This is a genomic window from Terrabacter tumescens (assembly GCF_014646815.1).
Taxonomy (GTDB): domain Bacteria; phylum Actinomycetota; class Actinomycetes; order Actinomycetales; family Dermatophilaceae; genus Terrabacter; species Terrabacter tumescens.
Map to the genome: position 1 here is coordinate 22,546 of NZ_BMNZ01000013.1, position 17,770 is coordinate 40,315.

16 protein-coding genes are annotated in these 17,770 nt (G+C 70.6%); 6 read left to right on the plus strand and 10 right to left on the minus strand.

Features of this window, described 5'->3' with window-relative positions; genetic code table 11:
* Positions 1-11 precede the first annotated feature (11 nt).
* The 9 genes from IEY30_RS21095 to IEY30_RS21135 are packed head-to-tail and all read right to left on the minus strand — an operon-like array spanning position 12 to position 10,442.
* Positions 12-1,016 carry a Gfo/Idh/MocA family protein gene (locus tag IEY30_RS21095; protein ID WP_030203652.1) on the minus strand — a complete coding sequence of 335 codons (1,005 nt, stop codon included), beginning with the start codon at positions 1,014-1,016 and terminating at the stop codon, positions 12-14.
* A gap of 28 nt (positions 1,017-1,044) precedes the next feature.
* Positions 1,045-1,977: a TIM barrel protein gene (locus tag IEY30_RS21100; protein ID WP_030203655.1), complete on the minus strand. Its 933-nt coding sequence runs from the start codon at positions 1,975-1,977 to the stop codon at positions 1,045-1,047.
* 42 nt (positions 1,978-2,019) lie between these two features.
* Positions 2,020-3,519 carry a CoA-acylating methylmalonate-semialdehyde dehydrogenase gene (locus IEY30_RS21105; protein ID WP_030203656.1) on the minus strand — a complete coding sequence of 500 codons (1,500 nt, stop codon included), beginning with the start codon at positions 3,517-3,519 and terminating at the stop codon, positions 2,020-2,022.
* 52 nt (positions 3,520-3,571) lie between these two features.
* Positions 3,572-4,453 (minus strand): sugar phosphate isomerase/epimerase family protein, encoded by an 882-nt coding sequence (locus tag IEY30_RS21110; protein ID WP_030203658.1) that lies wholly within the window; start codon positions 4,451-4,453, stop codon positions 3,572-3,574.
* On the minus strand, positions 4,450-6,420 hold the full coding sequence (gene iolD / locus IEY30_RS21115; RefSeq protein ID WP_030203660.1) for a 3D-(3,5/4)-trihydroxycyclohexane-1,2-dione acylhydrolase (decyclizing): 1,971 nt from the start codon (positions 6,418-6,420) through the stop codon (positions 4,450-4,452). The genes IEY30_RS21110 and iolD overlap by 4 nt, the downstream gene beginning before the upstream one ends.
* Entirely contained in the window at positions 6,417-7,436 is a 1,020-nt protein-coding gene (locus tag IEY30_RS21120) for a 5-deoxy-glucuronate isomerase (protein WP_030203662.1), read from the minus strand. Before IEY30_RS21120 ends, iolD begins: the two co-directional genes overlap by 4 nt.
* Positions 7,433-8,392, minus strand: a complete 960-nt coding sequence (locus IEY30_RS21125) for a Cgl0159 family (beta/alpha)8-fold protein (protein ID WP_052359088.1) — start codon at positions 8,390-8,392, stop codon at positions 7,433-7,435. The genes IEY30_RS21120 and IEY30_RS21125 overlap by 4 nt, the downstream gene beginning before the upstream one ends.
* Positions 8,389-9,423 (minus strand): 5-dehydro-2-deoxygluconokinase, encoded by a 1,035-nt coding sequence (iolC, locus tag IEY30_RS21130; RefSeq protein WP_052359090.1) that lies wholly within the window; start codon positions 9,421-9,423, stop codon positions 8,389-8,391. The genes IEY30_RS21125 and iolC overlap by 4 nt, the downstream gene beginning before the upstream one ends.
* A 14-nt stretch (positions 9,424-9,437) precedes the next feature.
* Positions 9,438-10,442, minus strand: coding sequence for a Gfo/Idh/MocA family protein (locus IEY30_RS21135; protein ID WP_030203668.1), 1,005 nt, complete (start codon positions 10,440-10,442; stop codon positions 9,438-9,440).
* A 387-nt stretch (positions 10,443-10,829) separates the two neighbouring features.
* Between IEY30_RS21135 and IEY30_RS21140 the strand changes: the two genes are divergently transcribed.
* The 6 genes from IEY30_RS21140 (at position 10,830) to IEY30_RS21165 (ending at position 16,187) form a co-directional block, all read left to right on the plus strand.
* Positions 10,830-11,834 carry a substrate-binding domain-containing protein gene (locus tag IEY30_RS21140; protein WP_030203670.1) on the plus strand — a complete coding sequence of 335 codons (1,005 nt, stop codon included), beginning with the start codon at positions 10,830-10,832 and terminating at the stop codon, positions 11,832-11,834.
* Between the two features lie 86 nt (positions 11,835-11,920).
* Entirely contained in the window at positions 11,921-12,982 is a 1,062-nt protein-coding gene (locus tag IEY30_RS21145; protein ID WP_030203673.1) for an ABC transporter permease, read from the plus strand.
* Position 12,983: 1 nt separating this feature from the next.
* Complete coding sequence (locus tag IEY30_RS21150; RefSeq protein WP_030203675.1) at positions 12,984-13,799, plus strand: ATP-binding cassette domain-containing protein; 816 nt, start codon at positions 12,984-12,986, stop codon at positions 13,797-13,799.
* Positions 13,800-13,812: 13 nt separating this feature from the next.
* Positions 13,813-14,226: a universal stress protein gene (locus tag IEY30_RS21155; RefSeq protein WP_030203677.1), complete on the plus strand. Its 414-nt coding sequence runs from the start codon at positions 13,813-13,815 to the stop codon at positions 14,224-14,226.
* A gap of 68 nt (positions 14,227-14,294) precedes the next feature.
* Positions 14,295-15,035 carry a GntR family transcriptional regulator gene (locus IEY30_RS21160; protein WP_030203682.1) on the plus strand — a complete coding sequence of 247 codons (741 nt, stop codon included), beginning with the start codon at positions 14,295-14,297 and terminating at the stop codon, positions 15,033-15,035.
* A gap of 105 nt (positions 15,036-15,140) precedes the next feature.
* On the plus strand, positions 15,141-16,187 hold the full coding sequence (locus tag IEY30_RS21165; RefSeq protein ID WP_229675135.1) for a Gfo/Idh/MocA family protein: 1,047 nt from the start codon (positions 15,141-15,143) through the stop codon (positions 16,185-16,187).
* Between the two features lie 56 nt (positions 16,188-16,243).
* On the opposite strand, the gene serS is transcribed toward IEY30_RS21165, so the two are convergent.
* A complete protein-coding gene (serS, locus tag IEY30_RS21170) occupies positions 16,244-17,569 on the minus strand; it encodes a serine--tRNA ligase (RefSeq protein WP_030203685.1) in 1,326 nt (441 codons plus the stop codon).
* Positions 17,570-17,770 lie beyond the last annotated feature (201 nt).

A 17,770-nucleotide genomic window follows, 5' to 3' on the forward strand; every position in this document is an offset into this window, starting at 1 on the left:
CCCGACGGGCGTCAGGCGTAGAAGTCGGGCTTGGCAATCATCTCCACCTTGACGACGCCCTCGTCGGTGAGCGCTCGCACGCCGGCGTCGCAGACGCACGCCGCGGCATACCCGTCCCACGACGTCGACCCGGCGTGCTCACCGCGCGCGACGGCCGAGATCCACTCCTGCACCTCGGTGACGAACGCCCCCCAGAAGCGGTCGTTGTGGTCACGGGCGATGGAGTTGCGGTGGCCCGAGCCGTCCCGCACCTCGACGGCGTTCTGGTCGGCGAGCGACACGGTGCCCTTCTCGGCGACGGCCTCGCAGCGGATGTCGTAGCCGAACTGGCAGTTGACGAAGATCTCGTCGTCGACCCGCACGCCCGACTCGGTCTCGAGGATGAGCACGAGCGGGTCCTGCAGGTGCTCGAAGCGCAGCGACGTCTTCTTCGGCTTGTCGACGCGCGCCGAGACGAACTCCTCGCCCAGCAGCCAGCGCATCGTGTCGACCTCGTGGATCGCGGTGTCGTTGATGGCCATGTCCCACGTGTAGTTCTGAGGCACCGTCGGGTTGCGGTGCGCGCAGTGCACCATCAGCGTCTCGCCGAGCTCGCCCGAGTCGAGCAGCGACTTCATCTGCCGGTAGCTGCGGTCGAAGCGCCGCATGAATCCCACTGTCACCAGACGCCGCCCGCCCGCCTGCTCGGCCTCCATGATCCGCAGCGCGGCCTCGGCCGTCGGCGTCAGCGGCTTCTCGCAGAAGACCGGCTTGCCGGCGGCGACCGCGGCCAGGACGTCGACCTCGTGGGCCGGGCCGTAGCTGCAGATCATGACGGCGTCGACCTCGTCGGACGCGATGAGCTCGGCGGAGGTGGCGTATGCCGTCCCGTCGATCCGCGCGGCCACCTCGGCGGCTCGGGCCGGGTCGACGTCGCTCACGGCGACGACGCGGCCGCCCGCGATGACGGTGTGGATGCGGTCGATGTGGGCCTGCCCCATGCCGCCGGGGCCGATCATGCCGATACGAACAGTCATGTCGTGTGACTCCTTCGTCACTGGGGGCTCAGCGGAGGCCGAGGCCGATGGAGGCGAGGTACTCGCGGGTCTGGATGGCGTTGGGCAGCGGGTAGGACGGGTCGCACGGGTACATGTCCTGCTCGCACACGACGTAGAGCTCCTTGTCGAGGTCGGCGAGGGCCTCGACGAAGGCCGGCATGTCGGGGGCCCCGGCGGGCGGCGCGACCGAGCAGCCCTTGGCGACGGCGAGGCCGAAGGGCCAGTCCTCGTCGTGGGCCTGCTTGACCAGGCCCTCGTCCATCGCCTTGATGTGGACGTAGGAGATCCGCTCGGGGTACTTGCGGCACAGCTCCATCGGGTCGCCACCGCCGTAGACGATGTGGCCGGTGTCGAGGCAGAAGCCGACGTAGTCGGGGTCGGTGGCCTGGAAGACCCGGTCGATGTCCTCGGGCGTCTCGATGTGGCTGTCGCCGTGCGGGTGCAGCACCATCTGGAGGCCGTAGTCCTCCTTCATGATGCGACCGAGCTTGTCCGCGTTGGAGATGTAGGCGTTCCACGCCTCGGTCGAGAGCACCCGGTCGTCGGTGTAGGCCCACGTCTTCTCGTCGCGGAACATCGGGGGCAGGTGCACGATGTACTCGGCCCCGACCGCGGCGTGGGTCTCGGCGATCTCGCGGAACGTCTTCTCCGTGTCGGCCCACGCCTCGGGCTTGTGCAGGATGCCCCAGCCGGTGCCGGCGACGACCTTGAAGCCGCGCTTGTCCATCTCCTCCTGGAGGCGCTTCGGGTCCTTGGGGAAGTAGCCGAACGGCCCCGTCTCCATGACCGAGAAGCCGGCCTCGGCCATCTCGTCGAGGGCGGTCTCCCAGTGGATCTGCTTGTCGTCCTCGGGGAACCAGACGCCCCACTGGTCAGGACAGACACCGATCGTCAGCTTGCTGTAGCGCTCGTCGGTGTTGCGGGCCTTGGACTCGGCCATCGTCGGTCGTTCCTCTCGAAGAGTGTTGGGGGTGAGGGGGTTTCAGTCGTTCTGGGGGAAGCCGAGGTTGAGGCCGCCGTGGCTCGGGTCGAGCCAGCGGGAGGTCACGACCTTGCCGCGGGTGAAGAATTGCACGCCCTCCATGCCGTGGGCGTGGGTGTCGCCGAAGAGCGAGTTCTTCCACCCGCCGAAGGAGTAGTACGAGACGGGCACGGGGATCGGCACGTTGACGCCGACCATGCCGACCTCGACGTTGCGCTGGAACTTGCGGGCAGCGCCACCGTCGTTGGTGAAGATGGCCGTGCCGTTGCCGTAGGGGTTGCTGTTGATGAGCTTCAGCCCCTCGTCGTAGGAGTGGACCCGCACGACCGACAGCACCGGGCCGAAGATCTCGTCGTCGTAGAGCGACATGCCCGGCTTGACGTTGTCGAAGAGCGTCGGCGCGAGGAAGTAGCCCTCGCCGTCGGAGTCGTAGGAGTCCTGCCGGCCGTCGACGACGAGCGTGGCCCCCTCGGACACCCCGGCGTCGAGGTAGGAGGTCACCTTGTCGCGGTGCTGCGAGGTGACGAGCGGGCCCATGTCGCAGCCGCGCGTGCCGTCACCCGTGACGAGCTTGCCCATCCGGTCCTTGATCTTGGAGATGAGCTCGTCGGCGATGGGCTCGACGGCCACGAGGGCCGAGATCGCCATGCACCGCTCCCCCGCCGAGCCGAAGCCGGCGTTGACGGCGGCGTCCGCGGCGAGGTCGAGGTCGGCGTCGGGCAGCACGAGCATGTGGTTCTTCGCCCCGCCGAGGGCCTGGACGCGCTTGCCCTGGGCCGTGCCCGTCTCGTAGACGTACTTCGCGATCGGGGTCGAGCCGACGAACGACACCGACTTGACGTCGGGGTGGGTCAGCAGCGCGTCGACGGCCTCCTTGTCGCCGTTGACGACCTGCATGACGCCGTCGGGCAGCCCCGCCTCCTTCCACAGCGCGGCGATCGCGAGCGCGGCCGAGGGGTCCTTCTCCGAGGGCTTGAGCACGACGGCGTTGCCGCACGCGATGGCGACGGGGATGAACCACATCGGCACCATGGCCGGGAAGTTGAACGGCGAGATGACGGCAACGACGCCGAGCGGCTGGCGGATGGAGTAGACGTCGACGTTGGTCGACGCGTTCTCGGAGAAGCCGCCACGCATGAGCGTCGGGATGCCGCAGGCGAACTCGGCGACCTCGAGGCCACGGTTCACCTCACCGAGGGCGTCGGAGAGCACCTTGCCGTGCTCGGCCGTGATGAGCGCGGCGATGTCCTCCTTGCGGTCGTTGAGCAGCTCGCGGAAGGCGAAGAGCACGCCGGTCCGCTTGGCGAGCGACGCGTCGGCCCACTCCTCCCAGGCGGAGGCGGCGGACTTCACGACGTCGTCGACGAGCGAGGCCGAGGCGAGGTCGAGCACGCCGGTCTGCTCACCGGTCGCGGGGTTGAAGACGGGCGACGTGCGCTCGGCGGTGCCGGTCCACGGCCGGCCGTCGATGAGGTGGGTGATGCGGGTGGGCGTGCTCATGACTTCTTCCTTCTCTTGCAAGCTGGTTCAGGGGTGTGCCGCGTGGCGGGCTTCACGGGGAGACGAGCGTGGGGGCGGTCGCCCACTTGTCGAGGTAGGAGCGGATGGTGTCGCGCATGTAGGTGCTCGACTCACGCGCCCGGTCCTCCCAGGCGAAGACGCACGAGGTGACGATGCCGTCGAAGCCGATGCGCTCGAGGCCGGCGAAGAGCTGGCCGAAGTCGACCTCGCCCTGGCCGATGTCGAGGTGCTGGTGCACCGTGACCTGCGAGCCGGGAGGGTTGACGATGTAGCGCAGCCCCGATGACGCGGTGTGGTCGTAGGCATCGGCGACGTGGACCATGGTCACGAGATCGCCTGCCTTGTCGAGGATCCCGTCGCAGTCGTTGCCCTGGTGGAAGGTGTGCGGCGCGCAGTAGAGGAAGCTGACGTTGGGGCTGTTGATGCCGCGGATGATGTCGACCGCCCGCTTGCCGTCCTCCTCCCAGTCGTCGGGGTGCGGCTCGAGCACGAGCCGGATCCCCTCCCTCTCGAAGACAGGCAGCAGCTCCTCCATCGACTGCCAGAACATCCGCTCGCAGACCGCCGCCTCTCGGGGGTTGCCGTTGAACTCGGAGTTCATCGTGTCGACGCCGAGGTCGCTCGTGATCTGGATGGCCCGCGTCCAGTAGCGCACCGCCGCCCGGCGGTCCTCCTCGTCCGGCCCCGACCACTTGAAGAGCGGCAGCACCGACGACACCCCGACGCCGGCGACGGCCAGCGCCTTGCGGAACGACGCGACCGTCGTGTCGTCGACGCGCGGGTGGTTGAAGAACGGGATGAAGTCGTCGCGCGGCGACAGCTCGATCCACTCGTAGCCGAGCTCGGCCACGAGAGAGGGCAGCTCGAGCAGCGGCGTCTCACGGAGCATGTACGGGTCGAGGGCGAGCTTCATGACTGGGACTCCGGGTCTGAGGGGGTGCCGGCAGGGGTGATGAGCGGGCGCTGGGTCGCCTTGTGGTCGACGTACTCGGCGTAGGCCGTCTGCGTCGTGTCGAGGTCGCTGACCGCCGAGACCGGGACGTCCCACCACGACGCGCTGTCGGGTGCGTGGACGAGCGGGTCGGTCTCGACGTGGATGACGACGGGTCCGCCGTCGGCCGGCCAAGCCTTGGCCTCCTTGATCGCCTGGTGCAGCTCGTCGAGGGAGTGCACCTCGATGACGTGGGCGCCGAGGGACCGCGCGTTGGCCGCGAGGTCGACGGGCAGGACCTCGCCGTCGAGCCGGCCGGACGACTCGCCCCGGAAGCGGTACGAGGTCCCGAAGCGCTGCGAGCCCAGCGACTCCGACAGCGAGCCGATCGAGTGGAAGCCGTGGTTCTGCACGAGGACGACGACGACCTTGACCCGCTCCTGCACGGCGGTGACGAGCTCGGTCGGCATCATGAGGTAGCCGCCGTCCCCGACCATGGCGAAGACGTCGCGCGACTCGTCGGCGAGGCGGATGCCGATCGACGCCGGCACCTCGTAGCCCATGCAGGAGTAGCCGTACTCGACGTGATAGGCCTTGCGGTCCCGCACCCGCCACAGCTTGTGGATGTCGCCGGGCATCGAGCCGGCCGCGCAGAGCACGACGTCGCGCGGGTCGCTCAGCTCGTTGACGGCGCCGAGCACCTGGCCCTGCGTCAGCAGACCCTCGGCCAGCCGGTCGGTGACGTCGGTCGGCGGGTTGAAGGCGCCCTCGACCGCGGTGTCCCACTGCGCCCAGAGCTGGGCCTGGCGCGACCGGTAGGCGTCGTCGACGGCATACCCCTGCAGTGCCGTCGTCAGGGCGGTCAGCGCCTCGCGGGCGTCGGCGACGACCGTCAGGCCCGCGTGCTTGCCCGCGTCGAAGCGCGCGACGTTGATGTTGACGAAACGGACACCGCCCTCCTGAAAGGCGGTCCGCGACGCCGTGGTGAAGTCGCTCCAGCGCGTGCCGATGCCGATGACGACGTCGGCCTCGGCGGCGAGCGCGTTGGCGGCCGTCGTCCCGGTCGAGCCGACGGCGCCCATCTCCTGCGGGTGGCCGTGAGGCAGCGAGCCCTTGCCGGCCTGCGACTCCCCGACCGGGATGCCGGTCGCCTCGCAGAACGCCTGCAGCGCCGACTCCGCGCCCGAGTAGTGCACGCCACCACCCGCGACGACCAACGGCCGCTTCGCCGAGCGGATGACCGCGGCGGCGTCCTCGACGTCCACGGCCTCGGGCAGCGGACGGGCCACGCGCCACGTGCGCGGCGCGAAGAGCTCGACCGGCCAGTCGTGGGCCTCGGCCTGCACGTCCTGCGGCAGCGCGATCGTCACGGCGCCGGTCTCGACCGGGTCGGTGAGCACCCGCATCGCGCCGAGCAGCGCCGACGGCAGCTGCTCCGGACGGCTGACCCGGTCGAAGAACCTCGACAGCGGGCGGAAGGCGTCGTTGACCGTCACGTCGGCGGCATACGGCAGCTCGAGCTCCTGCAGCACCGGCGAGCTGACGCGCGTCGCGAAGGTGCCGGACGGCAGCAGCAGCACGGGGATCCGGTTGATCGTCGCGAGCGCCGCACCGGTCAGCATGTTCGTCGAGCCGGGGCCGACCGAGGCCGTGCACGCCCACGTCTGGAGGCGGTCCTTCTGCCGGGCGTACGCCACGGAGGTGTGGACCATCGCCTGCTCGTTGCGCGCGAGCACGTAGGGAAGGTGCTCCTCGCCGTCGGCGAGCTCGTTCTGCAGCAGCGCCTGGCCGATGCCGGCGACGTTGCCGTGGCCGAAGATGCCGAAGCAGCCGGCGAAGAGCTTCTGCCGCTCGCCGTCGCGCTCGCTCCACTGGTTGGCGAGGAAGCGGACCACGGCCTGGGCCACCGTGAGGCGCACCGTCGTGGCCGTGTGGGTGTCGCTCGTCATCGAGCACCTCCAAGGGGAAGTCGGGGGTCGACCGGCTGGTCGGACCACGTGTCGCGGACCCAGCCGTGCGCGGGGTCGTCGCAGATGAGCCAGGCACGTTCGGCACCGGGGCCGGCCATGACGTTGAGGTAGTAGAGGTCGTAGCCCGGGGCGGCCATGGCCGGCCCGTGCCAGCCGTGCGGCACGAGGACGACGTCACCCGAACGGACCTCGGCGAGCACGTCGATCGGGCGCTCGTCGGTGCCGTAGACACGCACGTAACCGACACCGCGTCGACCGCCTTCGGCGGGCTGTCCTCCTGAGGTCGAATCAAGCTCGCTTCGCTCGGTTGACACCGAACTGCCCGGACCGCCTTCGGCGGCCTGGTCTGCCGAGGTCCGATCAAGCTCGCTTCGCTCGGTTGATCGAACCTCGAAGTAGTAGATCTCCTCGAGCTCGGTCTCGACGCCCGGGCGCTCCTCGTCGTGCTTGTGCGGCGGGTAGGAGCTCCAGTTGCCGCCCGGCGTGATGACCTCGCAGGCGATGATCGAGTCGGCGTCGAGCACGCCCGGGATGCCGAAGTTGCGCACCTCGCGCGACGCGACGCCCGCACCGCGCAGCTCGACGGGCACGTCGGCGACGCCCACGTGGCGGAACGGCGGCGTGTGCCGCTCCGCCGCGCGGGCGCCGCACACCGCGACCCTGGCCGGGCCGCCCTCCGCGGTCACCGTCAGCTCGGCGTCCCGCGAGGCGTAGGCGACGTCGGTCGGGCCCGCGAAGACGGACTCGCGACCGGCGAGGTGGGCCTCGTGCTTCTCGCCGTCCGCGTCGACCGCGGTGACGATCACCGACCCCGCGAGCGGCACGACGACGTGCTCCCACTCGCCCGCCGCGACGGTGCGGCTCTGCCCGGGAGCGAGGTCCACGGCATACAACCGCGTGTGCGACCAGCCGTCAACGGTGTCGTCGATCGCGACCGACCACTCGGTGGTGCCGGCGCTCCCGAGGGGGCGCACCCAGCGCTCGTTGTCGCTCACGCGCCGGCCCCGCTCCCCTGGGCCGACGACTGGGCCGAGCCGTGCACGAGGCCGGCGGCGATGTCGACGGCCGCGGCGACGTCACCGTCGGGCGGGAAGAGCAGCGCGCGACCGACGACCAGGCCTCGGACGGCGGGCAGGTCGAGCGCCCGCCCCCACGACGCGTACGTGTCCTGCGGGTCGCCCTGGGGGTCGCCGCCGAGCAGCAGCGTCGGCAGGGTCGTCGCGTCCATCACGCGCTCGAGCTCGTCGACGACGGGAAGCTTGAGCCACGTGTAGGCGCTCGACGCACCGAGGCCGGCGGCGATGTGGACCGACTTGATGGTCGAGTCCGGGTCGAGCTGGTTGACCACGCGGCCACCCTCACGCGTCGAGAGGAACGGCTCGACCATCGCCATGAGCCGGTGCTCGGCGAGCTCGGTGACGGCGTGGGCGCTCGCCTCGAGCGTCGCCACGGTGCCCGGGTCCTCGAGGCAGATACGGGTCAGCATCTTGCCGCCGTCGATGCCCCGGACCGCGATCTCCTCGGCGGTGTAGGCGGTGAAGCGGTCGTCGAGCTCGAAGCTCGCGCCCTGCAGGCCCCCGCGGTTCATCGAGCCGATGGCGACCTTGTCGTCGAGCGCCCCGAGCAGCAGGAGGTCGTCGAGGATGTCGGGGGTGCCGAGCACGCCGTCGACGCCGGGGCGCTGCAGGGCGGTGACGAGCCGGTCGAGCAGGTCGCTGCGGCTCGCCATGGCGGCTCCCGCGCCGCGGACGCCGAGGGCGCCGCGGGCCGGGTGGTCGGCGGCGACGAGCAGCATCCGGCCGTCCTCGCGGACGAGCGGACGGCGTCGCCGGGCCGCCCACGCGGCGGCGATGCGGCCGGGCTCTCGGACGCGGATCTCGGTGAGGTCGGCGACCCGGACGGTCGGGCTGACAGCGGGCTCGACAGCGGGATCGTGCTGCGTGGTGGTCATCGCGCCTCCTCGGCGGTGGTGGCGAACGGGGCGGCCGGGGCGACGGAGGCCAGGCGCTCCTCGACCTCGGCGGAGGTCGGCATCGCGGTCGAGCACTCGAGCTTGCTCGCGACGATCGCACCGGCGACGTTCGCGAACTCGAGGACGCGCCGCAGGCCCCAGCCCTCGAGCAGGCCGTGGCACAGGGCACCGCCGAAGGCGTCGCCCGCGCCGAGGCCGTTGACGACCTCGACCGGGAAGGGAGGCACCTCGACGCGTTCGTCGCGGGTCGCGGCGAGCACCCCCTTGGGGCCCTGCTTGACGACCGCCAGCTCGACGCCGCGCTCGAGCAGCGCGTCGGCCGCCCGCTGCGGGTCGGTCTCGCCGACGGCGACCTCGCACTCCTCGCGGTTGCCGACGGCGACCGTGACGTGGTCGAGCGCGCGCCCGACCTGCTCGCTCGCCTCGGCCGGGTCGGTCCAGAACATCGGGCGGTAGTCGAGGTCGAGGACGGTGTGGGCGCGCCGTCCGCGTGCCGCCCAGGCGGCGAAGTGCGCGGCGCGGCTCGGCTCCTGCGACAGGCCGGTGACGGTCGCCCAGTAGACGCCGGCGGTGCGGATCGCCTCGAGCGGCAGCTCGTCGGCCTCGATCATGAGGTCGGGCGCGATGGGGTAGCGGTAGAAGTACAGCGGGAAGTCGTCGGGCGGGAAGACCTCGCAGAAGGTGACGGGCGTCGGCGGCCCCGTGACGGCCGACACGAACGCGTCGTCGACGCCGAAGCCGCGCAGCGCCTCGTGGATGTAGCGTCCGAAGGCGTCCTGCCCGGTCCGCGTGACGAGCGCCGTCCGGTGCCCGTGGCGCGCGGCGGCGACGGCGACGTTGGTCGCGCTGCCGCCGAGGAACTTCTGGAAGGTCTCGACCTTCTCGAGGCCGACGCCGTGCTGGAGCGGGTAGATGTCGACGCCCGTGCGCCCGATGGCGACGACGTCGTAGGGGGTGTCGTCGGGGGTGGCGTATGCCGTGTCGTCGGCCTGAGTGGTCGAGGTGGCCATGGTGCCCACGTCGTTCACAGACCGGGGATCTCGGTGAGCGAGACCGGCCGGTTCTCCCGGCGCGAGAGCTCGCAGGCCTCGGCGACGCGGAAGGCCTGGAGGGCGTCGTCGACGGTGCAGGGCGAGGCCAGCGCGCCACGGGCGACCGCGGCGAAGGCCGTCAGCTCGGCGCGGTAGGCCGGCAGGAAGCGCTCCATGAACGACCAGTGGCGCGGCCCGGACGGGTAGGTCGCGCCGGGCTCTGCCGAGGTGACGGCGAGGGAGTCGTCGTAGCCCACGCCGATGGTGCCCTCGCTGCCGAGGACCTCCATGCGCACGTCGTGGCCGGCGCCGTTGTAGCGGGTGGCCGAGAGGTTGACGAGCGTGCCGTCGTCGAGCGTCAGCACGGCCGCTGCGGTGTCGACGTCGCCGGCCTCGGAGAAGAACTGCGCACCCTTGTTGGCGCCGGTGGCGTAGACCGAGGCGACCTCGCGGCCGGTGACGAAGCGGATGATGTCGAAGTCGTGGATGGAGCAGTCGCGGAAGAGGCCGCCGCTCGTCGGGATGTAGGCGGCGTGGGGCGGCGACTGGTCGTGCGTCTGGGCGCGGATGCTGTGCAGGAAGCCGAGCTCGCCGGCGGCCACGGCCTGCTGCGCACGCTGGTAGCCGCGGTCGAAGCGCCGCTGGAAGCCGACGTGGACGGGCGTGCTCGTCGTCCGGACGAGCTGGGCGAGCGTGAGCGTCTCGTCGAGGGTGGCGGCGACGGGCTTCTCGCAGAAGGTCGGCACCCCGGCCTCGAGACCGAGCCGGATGAGGGGCGCGTGGCCGGGCGTAGCCGTGGCGATGACGAAGCCGTCGACCCCGGAGGCGAGCAGCTCGGCCGGCGACGCGGCATACCCGACCTCGAGCTTGTCGGCCACGGCGCGAGCGGCGTCGGCGTCCAGGTCGGCCACGACGACCTCGTCGACGTCGGAGAGGTCGCGGAGGGTCTCGGCGTGGAACGCCCCGATGCGGCCGACTCCGGCCAGTCCGATGCGCATGTGCACTCTCCCTTGGGTGATCGCGGTGGGCGGCGAGCCGGTGGGGTGGTCGCCGCGGGTTTCGGTCGACGAGCGCCAGGGCGAGGTCGGCCTTCCGAGAACGATCGTCGTGCCGCAGGGCTCGTCGTGTCAAGCAAATGTTAGGACATTCTGATGTTTGATCAATCTCTTGACACGACGACAGCATCGGGGGCATCCTCCAATCGCTGGACCCGTACACCTCCCGGGCGACGACCCTCGACCCGGCACACCCCTCCGGCCCGCACCTGAGCGCCAAGCGGCACACGGCATACGGGCACCTTCACCCTGATCGACGGATCCACCGTCACAGAACGTCGCGCCACATCGGCGACCGGGCCACCGCGACGGCAACGAAAGGAATCAACGATGACTCCGACTCGGACTCGCAAGAGCCTGACCGTCGCAGCCGGCATGGCCATGGCCGCCGCTCTCGCCCTCAGCGCCTGCAGCAGCGGTGGGGCACCCTCGACCAGCTCGACGGCCGGCAGCGGCGGTGGCGGTGCGGGGGACAACTCCGGCTACACCTTCGCGATGGTCACGCACGAGACCCCCGGCGACACCTTCTGGGACAAGATCAAGGCCGGCGCCCAGCAGGCCGCGAAGAACAACGGGATCACCCTGAAGTACTCCAACGACCCCGACCCGGGCAAGCAGGCCACGCTCATCCAGAACGCGGTCGACTCCAAGGTCGACGGCATCGCGACGACGCTCGCCACGCCCGACGCCCTCGCCGGCGCCGTGAAGTCGGCCAACGACGCGGGCATCCCCGTCGTCGCCTTCAACTCCGGCATCGACCAGTACCAGCAGGTCGGCGCGAAGATGTACTTCGGCTCCGACGAGAACCTCGCCGGCACGACGGCCGGCAAGCGCATCGCCTCCGCCGGCGGCAAGAAGGCGCTCTGCGTCATCCAGGCCTCCGGCTCGGTCGCCCTCGAGGCCCGCTGCGCCGGCGTCAAGGCCGGCCTGCCCGCCACGGAGAACATCCAGGTCAACGGCGCCGACGACCCGTCGGTCGTCTCGGCCCTGCAGGCCAAGCTCGCCCAGGACAGCTCGATCGACTACATCGTGACGCTCGGCGCCCCGATCGCCCTCGACGCCCTCAAGGCCATGGACGCGGCCGGCAGCAAGGCCAAGCTCGTCACCTTCGACCTCAACGTCGACGCGGCCCAGGCGATCAAGGACAAGAAGATCGAGTTCTCGATCGACCAGCAGCCCTACGTCCAGGGCTACCTCGCGATCCAGTCGCTCTACCTCAACAAGAAGAACGGCAACGACATCGGCGGCGGCAAGGCCGTCCTCACCGGCCCGTCGTTCGTCGACTCGAGCAACATCGACCAGATCCTCCCGTTCGCGAAGAACAACACGCGCTGACCCACCGGGGCGGCCGGCCCGGGCAACCGGCGCCGGCCGCCCCCTCGCACTCCACTGCTCGCTCGTCAAACGGATCGGAGAGGTCCATGAGTCAAACCACCAAGACGCCACCGTCGGCGCCTGCCGAGGCGTCTAACCGGGTCACGCTCGGCTGGTCGAACCGCCTGCTCGCCCGCCCCGAGGTCGGGGCCCTCGTCGCGGCGATCGTCATCTTCATCTTCTTCCTCATCGTCGCCCCGGCCTTCCGGTCGCCCGCGTCGTTCTTCACGGTGCTCTACCAGTCCTCGACGATCGGCATCGTCGCGGTCGCCGTCGGGATGCTCATGATCGGCGGCGAGTTCGACCTCTCCGCCGGCGTCATCGTCACGACGGCCGGACTCGTCAACGCGATGTTCTGCTACCAGCTCGGCATCAACCTCATCGTCGGCGCCGTGCTCTCGCTCGTCTTCAGCCTCGTCATCGGCTTCCTCAACGGCTATCTCGTGGTGCGCACCGGCATACCGAGCTTCCTCATCACCTTGGGCACGTTCTTCGTGCTGCAGGGCGCCAACCTCGGCGTGACGAAGCTCGTCACCGGCTCGGTCTCGACGCCCAACATCAACCAGATGCAGGGCTACTCCACGCTCGACGCGATCTTCGCCTCGAGCTTCAAGATCGGCACCGTCACCGTCGAGATCACCGTCCTCTGGTGGTTCCTCTTCGTGGCCCTGTCGGCCTGGATCCTGCAGCGCACGCGCATCGGCAACTGGATCTACGCCGTCGGCGGCAACGCCGACTCGGCCCGCGCCGTCGGCGTGCCCGTCAAGGCCGTCAAGATCGGCCTGTTCATGACCGTGTCGTTCCTCGGCTGGTTCGTCGGCATGCACACGCTCTACAAGTTCGACACCCTGCAGGCCGGCAACGGCATCGGCAACGAGTTCCTCTACATCATCGCCGCGGTCGTGGGCGGCACGCTGCTCACCGGCGGCTTCGGCAACGCCATCGGTGTCGCCATCGGCGCCTTCATCTTCGGCATGACGAGCCTCTGCATCGTCTACGCCGGTTGGGACCCCAACTGGTTCCGGGCCTTCCTCGGCGTGATGCTCCTGCTCGCCGTCATGGTCAACCTCTACGTCAAGCGACTCTCGACCGCCCGAAAGGTGGGCTGACATGACCGACACCCTGGCAGAGCACGCCGACCCGGAGCTGAGCTCGGGCGAGCCGCTCATCGAGATGAAGGACGTCGGCAAGACGTACGGCGCCATCCGCGCCCTCAAGGGCATCAACCTCACGGTGCGTGCCGGGGAGGTGACCTGCGTCCTCGGCGACAACGGCGCCGGCAAGTCGACCCTGATCAAGATCATGGCCGGCCTGCACCCGCACAACGAGGGCACCATGAAGGTCGACGGCAAGGAGGTCAGCTTCTCCTCGCCGCGCGAGTCCCTCGACCACGGCATCGCCACCGTCTACCAGGACCTCGCCGTCGTCTCGCTCATGGAGGTGTGGCGCAACTTCTTCCTCGGCTCCGAGCTGACGAGCGGCAAGGGCCCGTTCGCGACGCTCCGGATCGCCGACATGAAGCGCATCGCCGACGAGGAGCTGCGCAAGATGGGCGTCGTCGTCAAGGACATCAACCAGCCCATCGGCACCCTCTCCGGTGGCCAGCGCCAGTGCGTCGCGATCGCCCGGGCCGTCTACTTCGGCGCGCGCGTGCTCATCCTCGACGAGCCGACCGCGGCCCTCGGCGTCAAGCAGTCCGGCGTCGTGCTGAAGTACACGGCTGCGGCCCGCGACGCCGGCCTCGGCGTCGTCTTCATCACCCACAACCCGCACCACGCCTATCTCGTCGGCAACCACTTCGTCATCCTCAAGCTCGGCCAGGCCGTGCTCGACAAGAAGCGCGCCGACGTCGGTCTCGACGAGCTCACCCGCCAGATGGCCGGCGGCGACGAGCTCACCGAGCTCTCGCACGAGCTGCAGAAGTGAGCGGGGTGACGTCATGAGCGTCGCCGTCGCCCACCACACCCGCAGCTCGAGCGCCCTGGCGCTGCAGGAGGGAGCCCGCCAGGCGGCCTACCGCGGGACGGACATGGTCGTCGTCCACGTCGTCGAGTCGCTCGACAACGACATCGCGGAGGCCAACAAGGCGGGCATCTCCGACGCCGTCGGCGCGGCCCTCGAGGCGGTCGGGCTGCCCGACGTCGCCTGGGACGTCCGCCTCGTGCCGGGCGGTCGGGACATCGCGGACGTCTCGGAGGCGATCCTCGCGACCGTGCGCGACCTCGGTCCGGAGCTGCTCGTCATCGGGGCACGGCGCCGCTCGCCCATGGGAAAGGCCTTCCTCGGCAGCGTCGCGCAGAACCTCATCCTCGACGCCGACGTGCCGATCCTCGTCGTCAAGAGCCCGAGGTGACGACGCGCGAAGATGTGCTCACATGAACACATTCGCTCATGATCGCGGGGGCTCGGTAGGGTGCGGCCATGCCCAAGCCCGTTGACGTCCGCATCGACCGGGAGACGCCGGTCCCGCTCTACCACCAGCTGGCCGAGCAGCTGAGTGCGGCGATCGCGAGCGGGCAGCTGCAGCCGGGCGACGCGTTCGAGAACGAGGTCGCGATGGCCGACCGGCTCGGCCTGTCGCGACCGACGGTCCGGCGCGCCATCCAGGAGCTCGTCGGCCAGGGTCTGCTGCTCCGCCGCCGTGGTCTCGGCACCACGGTCGCGGGGCGCCAGATCCACCGGCGCGCCGAGCTGACGAGCCTCTACGACGACCTGCGTCGCGAGGGCTCGGGCGACCCGCGCACCGAGGTGCTGACCCACGAGATGACGACCGACGAGGTGGCGGCGACGGCTCTCGGCCTGCCGGCGGACACGCCGCTGCTCAAGCTCGTGCGGCTGCGCTGCGACGGCGACCGGCCGCTCGCGATCCTGCGCAACTGGCTGCCGCCGGCCTACTCCGACATCACTCGCGAGGACCTCGAGCGGGACGGCCTCTACGCCCTGCTCCGCGCCCGGGGCGGCAAGCCCGTCGTCGCCCACCAGCGCATCGGCGCCCGCCAGCCGTCGGCGGCCGAGCGCAAGCACCTGAACCTCACGCCGTCCCAGCCGGTCCTGACGATGTCGCGCACCGCGTTCGACGCCGTCGGCGGCCCGGTCGAGTACGGCGACCACTGCTACCGCGCCCAGGACTACTCCATCGAGGTCATGCTCGACGAGCGTTGACCCACCTTCCCGTCGAGTGCCCACTTCCCGACGCAGACAACTGAGCACTCGACGGGACCTCTCCGTCGAGTGCCCACTTCCCGACGCAGACCGAGGAGGTATGCCGTGTCGTCCCTTTCGCTGCCCGACGCCCTCCCCGCGCCGCGCCGTCCACTGCCCTCGTCCGTGCCGAGCCTGCGCTGGGGCGTGCTCGGCACCGGGTGGATCGCCTCCCGCTTCGTCGCGTCGCTGCAGGCCTCGACGACGCAGCGGGTCGTGGCCGTCGGGTCACGGACCCAGGCCTCGGCCGACGCCTTCGCCGCCTCGGCGCGGATCAATCGCGCACATGCCTCCGCCGATGCGCTCGTGGCGGACCCGGAGGTCGACGTCATCTACGTCGCTACGCCCCACCACCTGCACGTGGCGGGGGCGCTGCTCGCGGTCGGGGCCGGCAAGCACGTGCTCGTCGAGAAGCCGCTGGGCCTGAATGCCACGGAGGCGCAGGCGATCTCGGACGCCGCCGCGGGCGCCGGCGTCTTTTGCATGGAGGCGATGTGGACGCTCTTCCTGCCGCGCTTCGACGTCGTCCGGCAGGTCCTCGACGCCGGACTGCTCGGTGACGTGCGCACCGTCCTGGCCGACCACGGCGAGCACTTCGATCCGCCGCACCGCATCCTCGACCCGGCCATGGCCGGAGGCTCCCTGCTCGACCTCGGCACCTACGTCACGACGCTCGCGACGTGGGCGCTCGGCCCGGCGAGCCGGGTGCTGGCCACCGGCGAGATGACCGACACCGGCGTCAACGGTCAGGCCGCGATGGTCCTGACCCACGCCGGCGACGCGACGAGCGTGCTGCACTCGACGCTGCTCACGCGTACGCCCACGACAGCGACGATCGCGGGCACGGCCGCCACGCTGACCCTGCCCGGGCCCTTCTTCATGCCCGGCGACGTCGTCGTCACCTCGGCCGACGGGTCACGCTCGGTGACGTGGACCGACCCCGAGCCCATCGGCCACGGCGCCCTCTTCCACTCCGCGCTCGAAGTCGCCCGCTGCATCAGCGAGGGCCTGCTCGAGTCCCCGCTGCACCCGGCTGCGTCGGTCCAGGACAACCTGCGAGCCCTGGACGAGGTCACCAGGCAGCTCGGCATCACCTACTCCCCGACTCCTTGACCGGTTTGAGGTAAACGCGCGGGAAGTTCTGCGGCGCGCCAACGTCAAACCGGTGGTCAGGCGAGGGGCTCGAGCACGTCCTTGCCGAGGAACGGGCGCAGCGCCTCCGGCACACGCACCGAGCCGTCGGCCTGCTGGTGGTTCTCGAGGATCGCGACGAGCCAGCGCGTCGTGCCGAGCGTGCCGTTGAGCGTCGCGACGGCGCGGGTCCCCGAGCCGTTCGGGTCGCGCTCACGGGTGTTCAGTCGGCGCGCCTGGTACGTCGTGCAGTTCGAGGTGGAGGTCAGCTCGCGGTACTTGCCCTGCGTCGGCACCCACGCCTCGCAGTCGAACTTGCGGGCCGCGGGGCCACCGAGGTCGCCGGCCGCGGTGTCGATGATGCGGTAGGGCACCTCGATCTTGGCGAGCATCTCGCGCTCCCACGCCAGCAGGCGCTGGTGCTCGGCCTCGGCGTCCTCGGGACGGCAGTAGCTGAACATCTCGACCTTGTGGAACTGGTGCACGCGGATGATGCCGCGGGTGTCCTTGCCGTGCGACCCGGCCTCGCGGCGGTAGCAGGCCGACCACCCGGCATACCTCTTCGGGCCGCTGCTCAGGTCGATGATCTCGTCGGAGTGGTAGCCGGCGAGGGCGACCTCCGAGGTGCCGGTGAGGTAGAGGTCGTCGGCCTCGAGGCGATAGACCTCCTCGGCGTGCGCGTCCATGAAGCCGGCCCCGACCATGATCTCGGGGCGCGCGAGCGTCGGCGTGATCATCGGCGTGAAGCCGGCCGCGGTGGCCTGGGCGATGGCCATGTTGAGCAGCGCCAGCTCGAGCAGCGCGCCGACACCGGTGAGGTAGTAGAAGCGCGCGCCGCCGACCTTGGCACCGCGCTCCATGTCGATGGCGCCGAGCTTCTCGCCGAGTGCGAGGTGGTCGAGCGGCTCGAAGCCCTCGGCCGCGAAGTCCCTCGGGGTGCCGACGGTCTCGAGCACGACGTAGTCGTCCTCGCCGCCGACGGGCACGCCGTCGATGATGACGTTGCCGACCCGGCGCAGCAGCCGCTCCAGCTCGGCCCCGGCCTCGTCGGCGTCGCTCTCGAGCGCCTTGACCTGCTCGCTCAGCGTGCCGGCGTGGGTGCGCGCCTCGTGCGCGACCTTCTCGAGGTGGTCGGCGTCGGCGGCTCCCGACTTCTTCGCCTTCTGGAAGGCCCCCATCGCGGCGCCGACCGACTTGCTGACGGTCTTCTGCTCGGCGCGCAGCCTCTCGAAATCGCCGAGGGACGATCGACGGCGCTCGTCGGCAGCGAGGATCGCGTCCACGATCCCCGGGTCCTCACCACGGGCCTGTTGCGATGCGCGGACCCGGTCGGGTTCGTCGCGCACGAGCTTGATGTCGATCACGCGGGCCAGCCTATCCGCGCGCCGCCGCGGCCCACGACCGACTTCCCGCCAACCCCGCTCCCACCCCTCACCTCGAGTGAGCGCCCAACCACAGTCGAGTGAGCGCCCCGCCCCCTCCGTCACCCGGCGGTCTCAGATCGTCTGCGCAACACGGCTTTGTGGAGGCGGGCGATGGCGGCAGGGCTTCGGCGGTATTCGGTG

Excerpts from the sequence above, each read along its gene's own strand:
- IEY30_RS21095 (WP_030203652.1), bottom strand. The coding sequence starts at position 1,016 with ATGACTGTTCGTATCGGCATGATCGGCCCCGGCGGCATGGGGCAGGCC.
- IEY30_RS21100 (WP_030203655.1), bottom strand. The coding sequence starts at position 1,977 with ATGGCCGAGTCCAAGGCCCGCAACACCGACGAGCGCTACAGCAAGCTG.
- IEY30_RS21105 (WP_030203656.1), bottom strand. The coding sequence starts at position 3,519 with ATGAGCACGCCCACCCGCATCACCCACCTCATCGACGGCCGGCCGTGG.
- IEY30_RS21110 (WP_030203658.1), bottom strand. The coding sequence starts at position 4,453 with ATGAAGCTCGCCCTCGACCCGTACATGCTCCGTGAGACGCCGCTGCTC.
- iolD (WP_030203660.1), bottom strand. The coding sequence starts at position 6,420 with ATGACGAGCGACACCCACACGGCCACGACGGTGCGCCTCACGGTGGCC.
- IEY30_RS21125 (WP_052359088.1), bottom strand. The coding sequence starts at position 8,392 with ATGACCACCACGCAGCACGATCCCGCTGTCGAGCCCGCTGTCAGCCCG.
- iolC (WP_052359090.1), bottom strand. The coding sequence starts at position 9,423 with ATGGCCACCTCGACCACTCAGGCCGACGACACGGCATACGCCACCCCC.
- IEY30_RS21135 (WP_030203668.1), bottom strand. The coding sequence starts at position 10,442 with ATGCGCATCGGACTGGCCGGAGTCGGCCGCATCGGGGCGTTCCACGCC.
- IEY30_RS21140 (WP_030203670.1), top strand. The coding sequence starts at position 10,830 with ATGACTCCGACTCGGACTCGCAAGAGCCTGACCGTCGCAGCCGGCATG.
- IEY30_RS21145 (WP_030203673.1), top strand. The coding sequence starts at position 11,921 with ATGAGTCAAACCACCAAGACGCCACCGTCGGCGCCTGCCGAGGCGTCT.
- IEY30_RS21150 (WP_030203675.1), top strand. The coding sequence starts at position 12,984 with ATGACCGACACCCTGGCAGAGCACGCCGACCCGGAGCTGAGCTCGGGC.
- IEY30_RS21155 (WP_030203677.1), top strand. The coding sequence starts at position 13,813 with ATGAGCGTCGCCGTCGCCCACCACACCCGCAGCTCGAGCGCCCTGGCG.
- IEY30_RS21160 (WP_030203682.1), top strand. The coding sequence starts at position 14,295 with ATGCCCAAGCCCGTTGACGTCCGCATCGACCGGGAGACGCCGGTCCCG.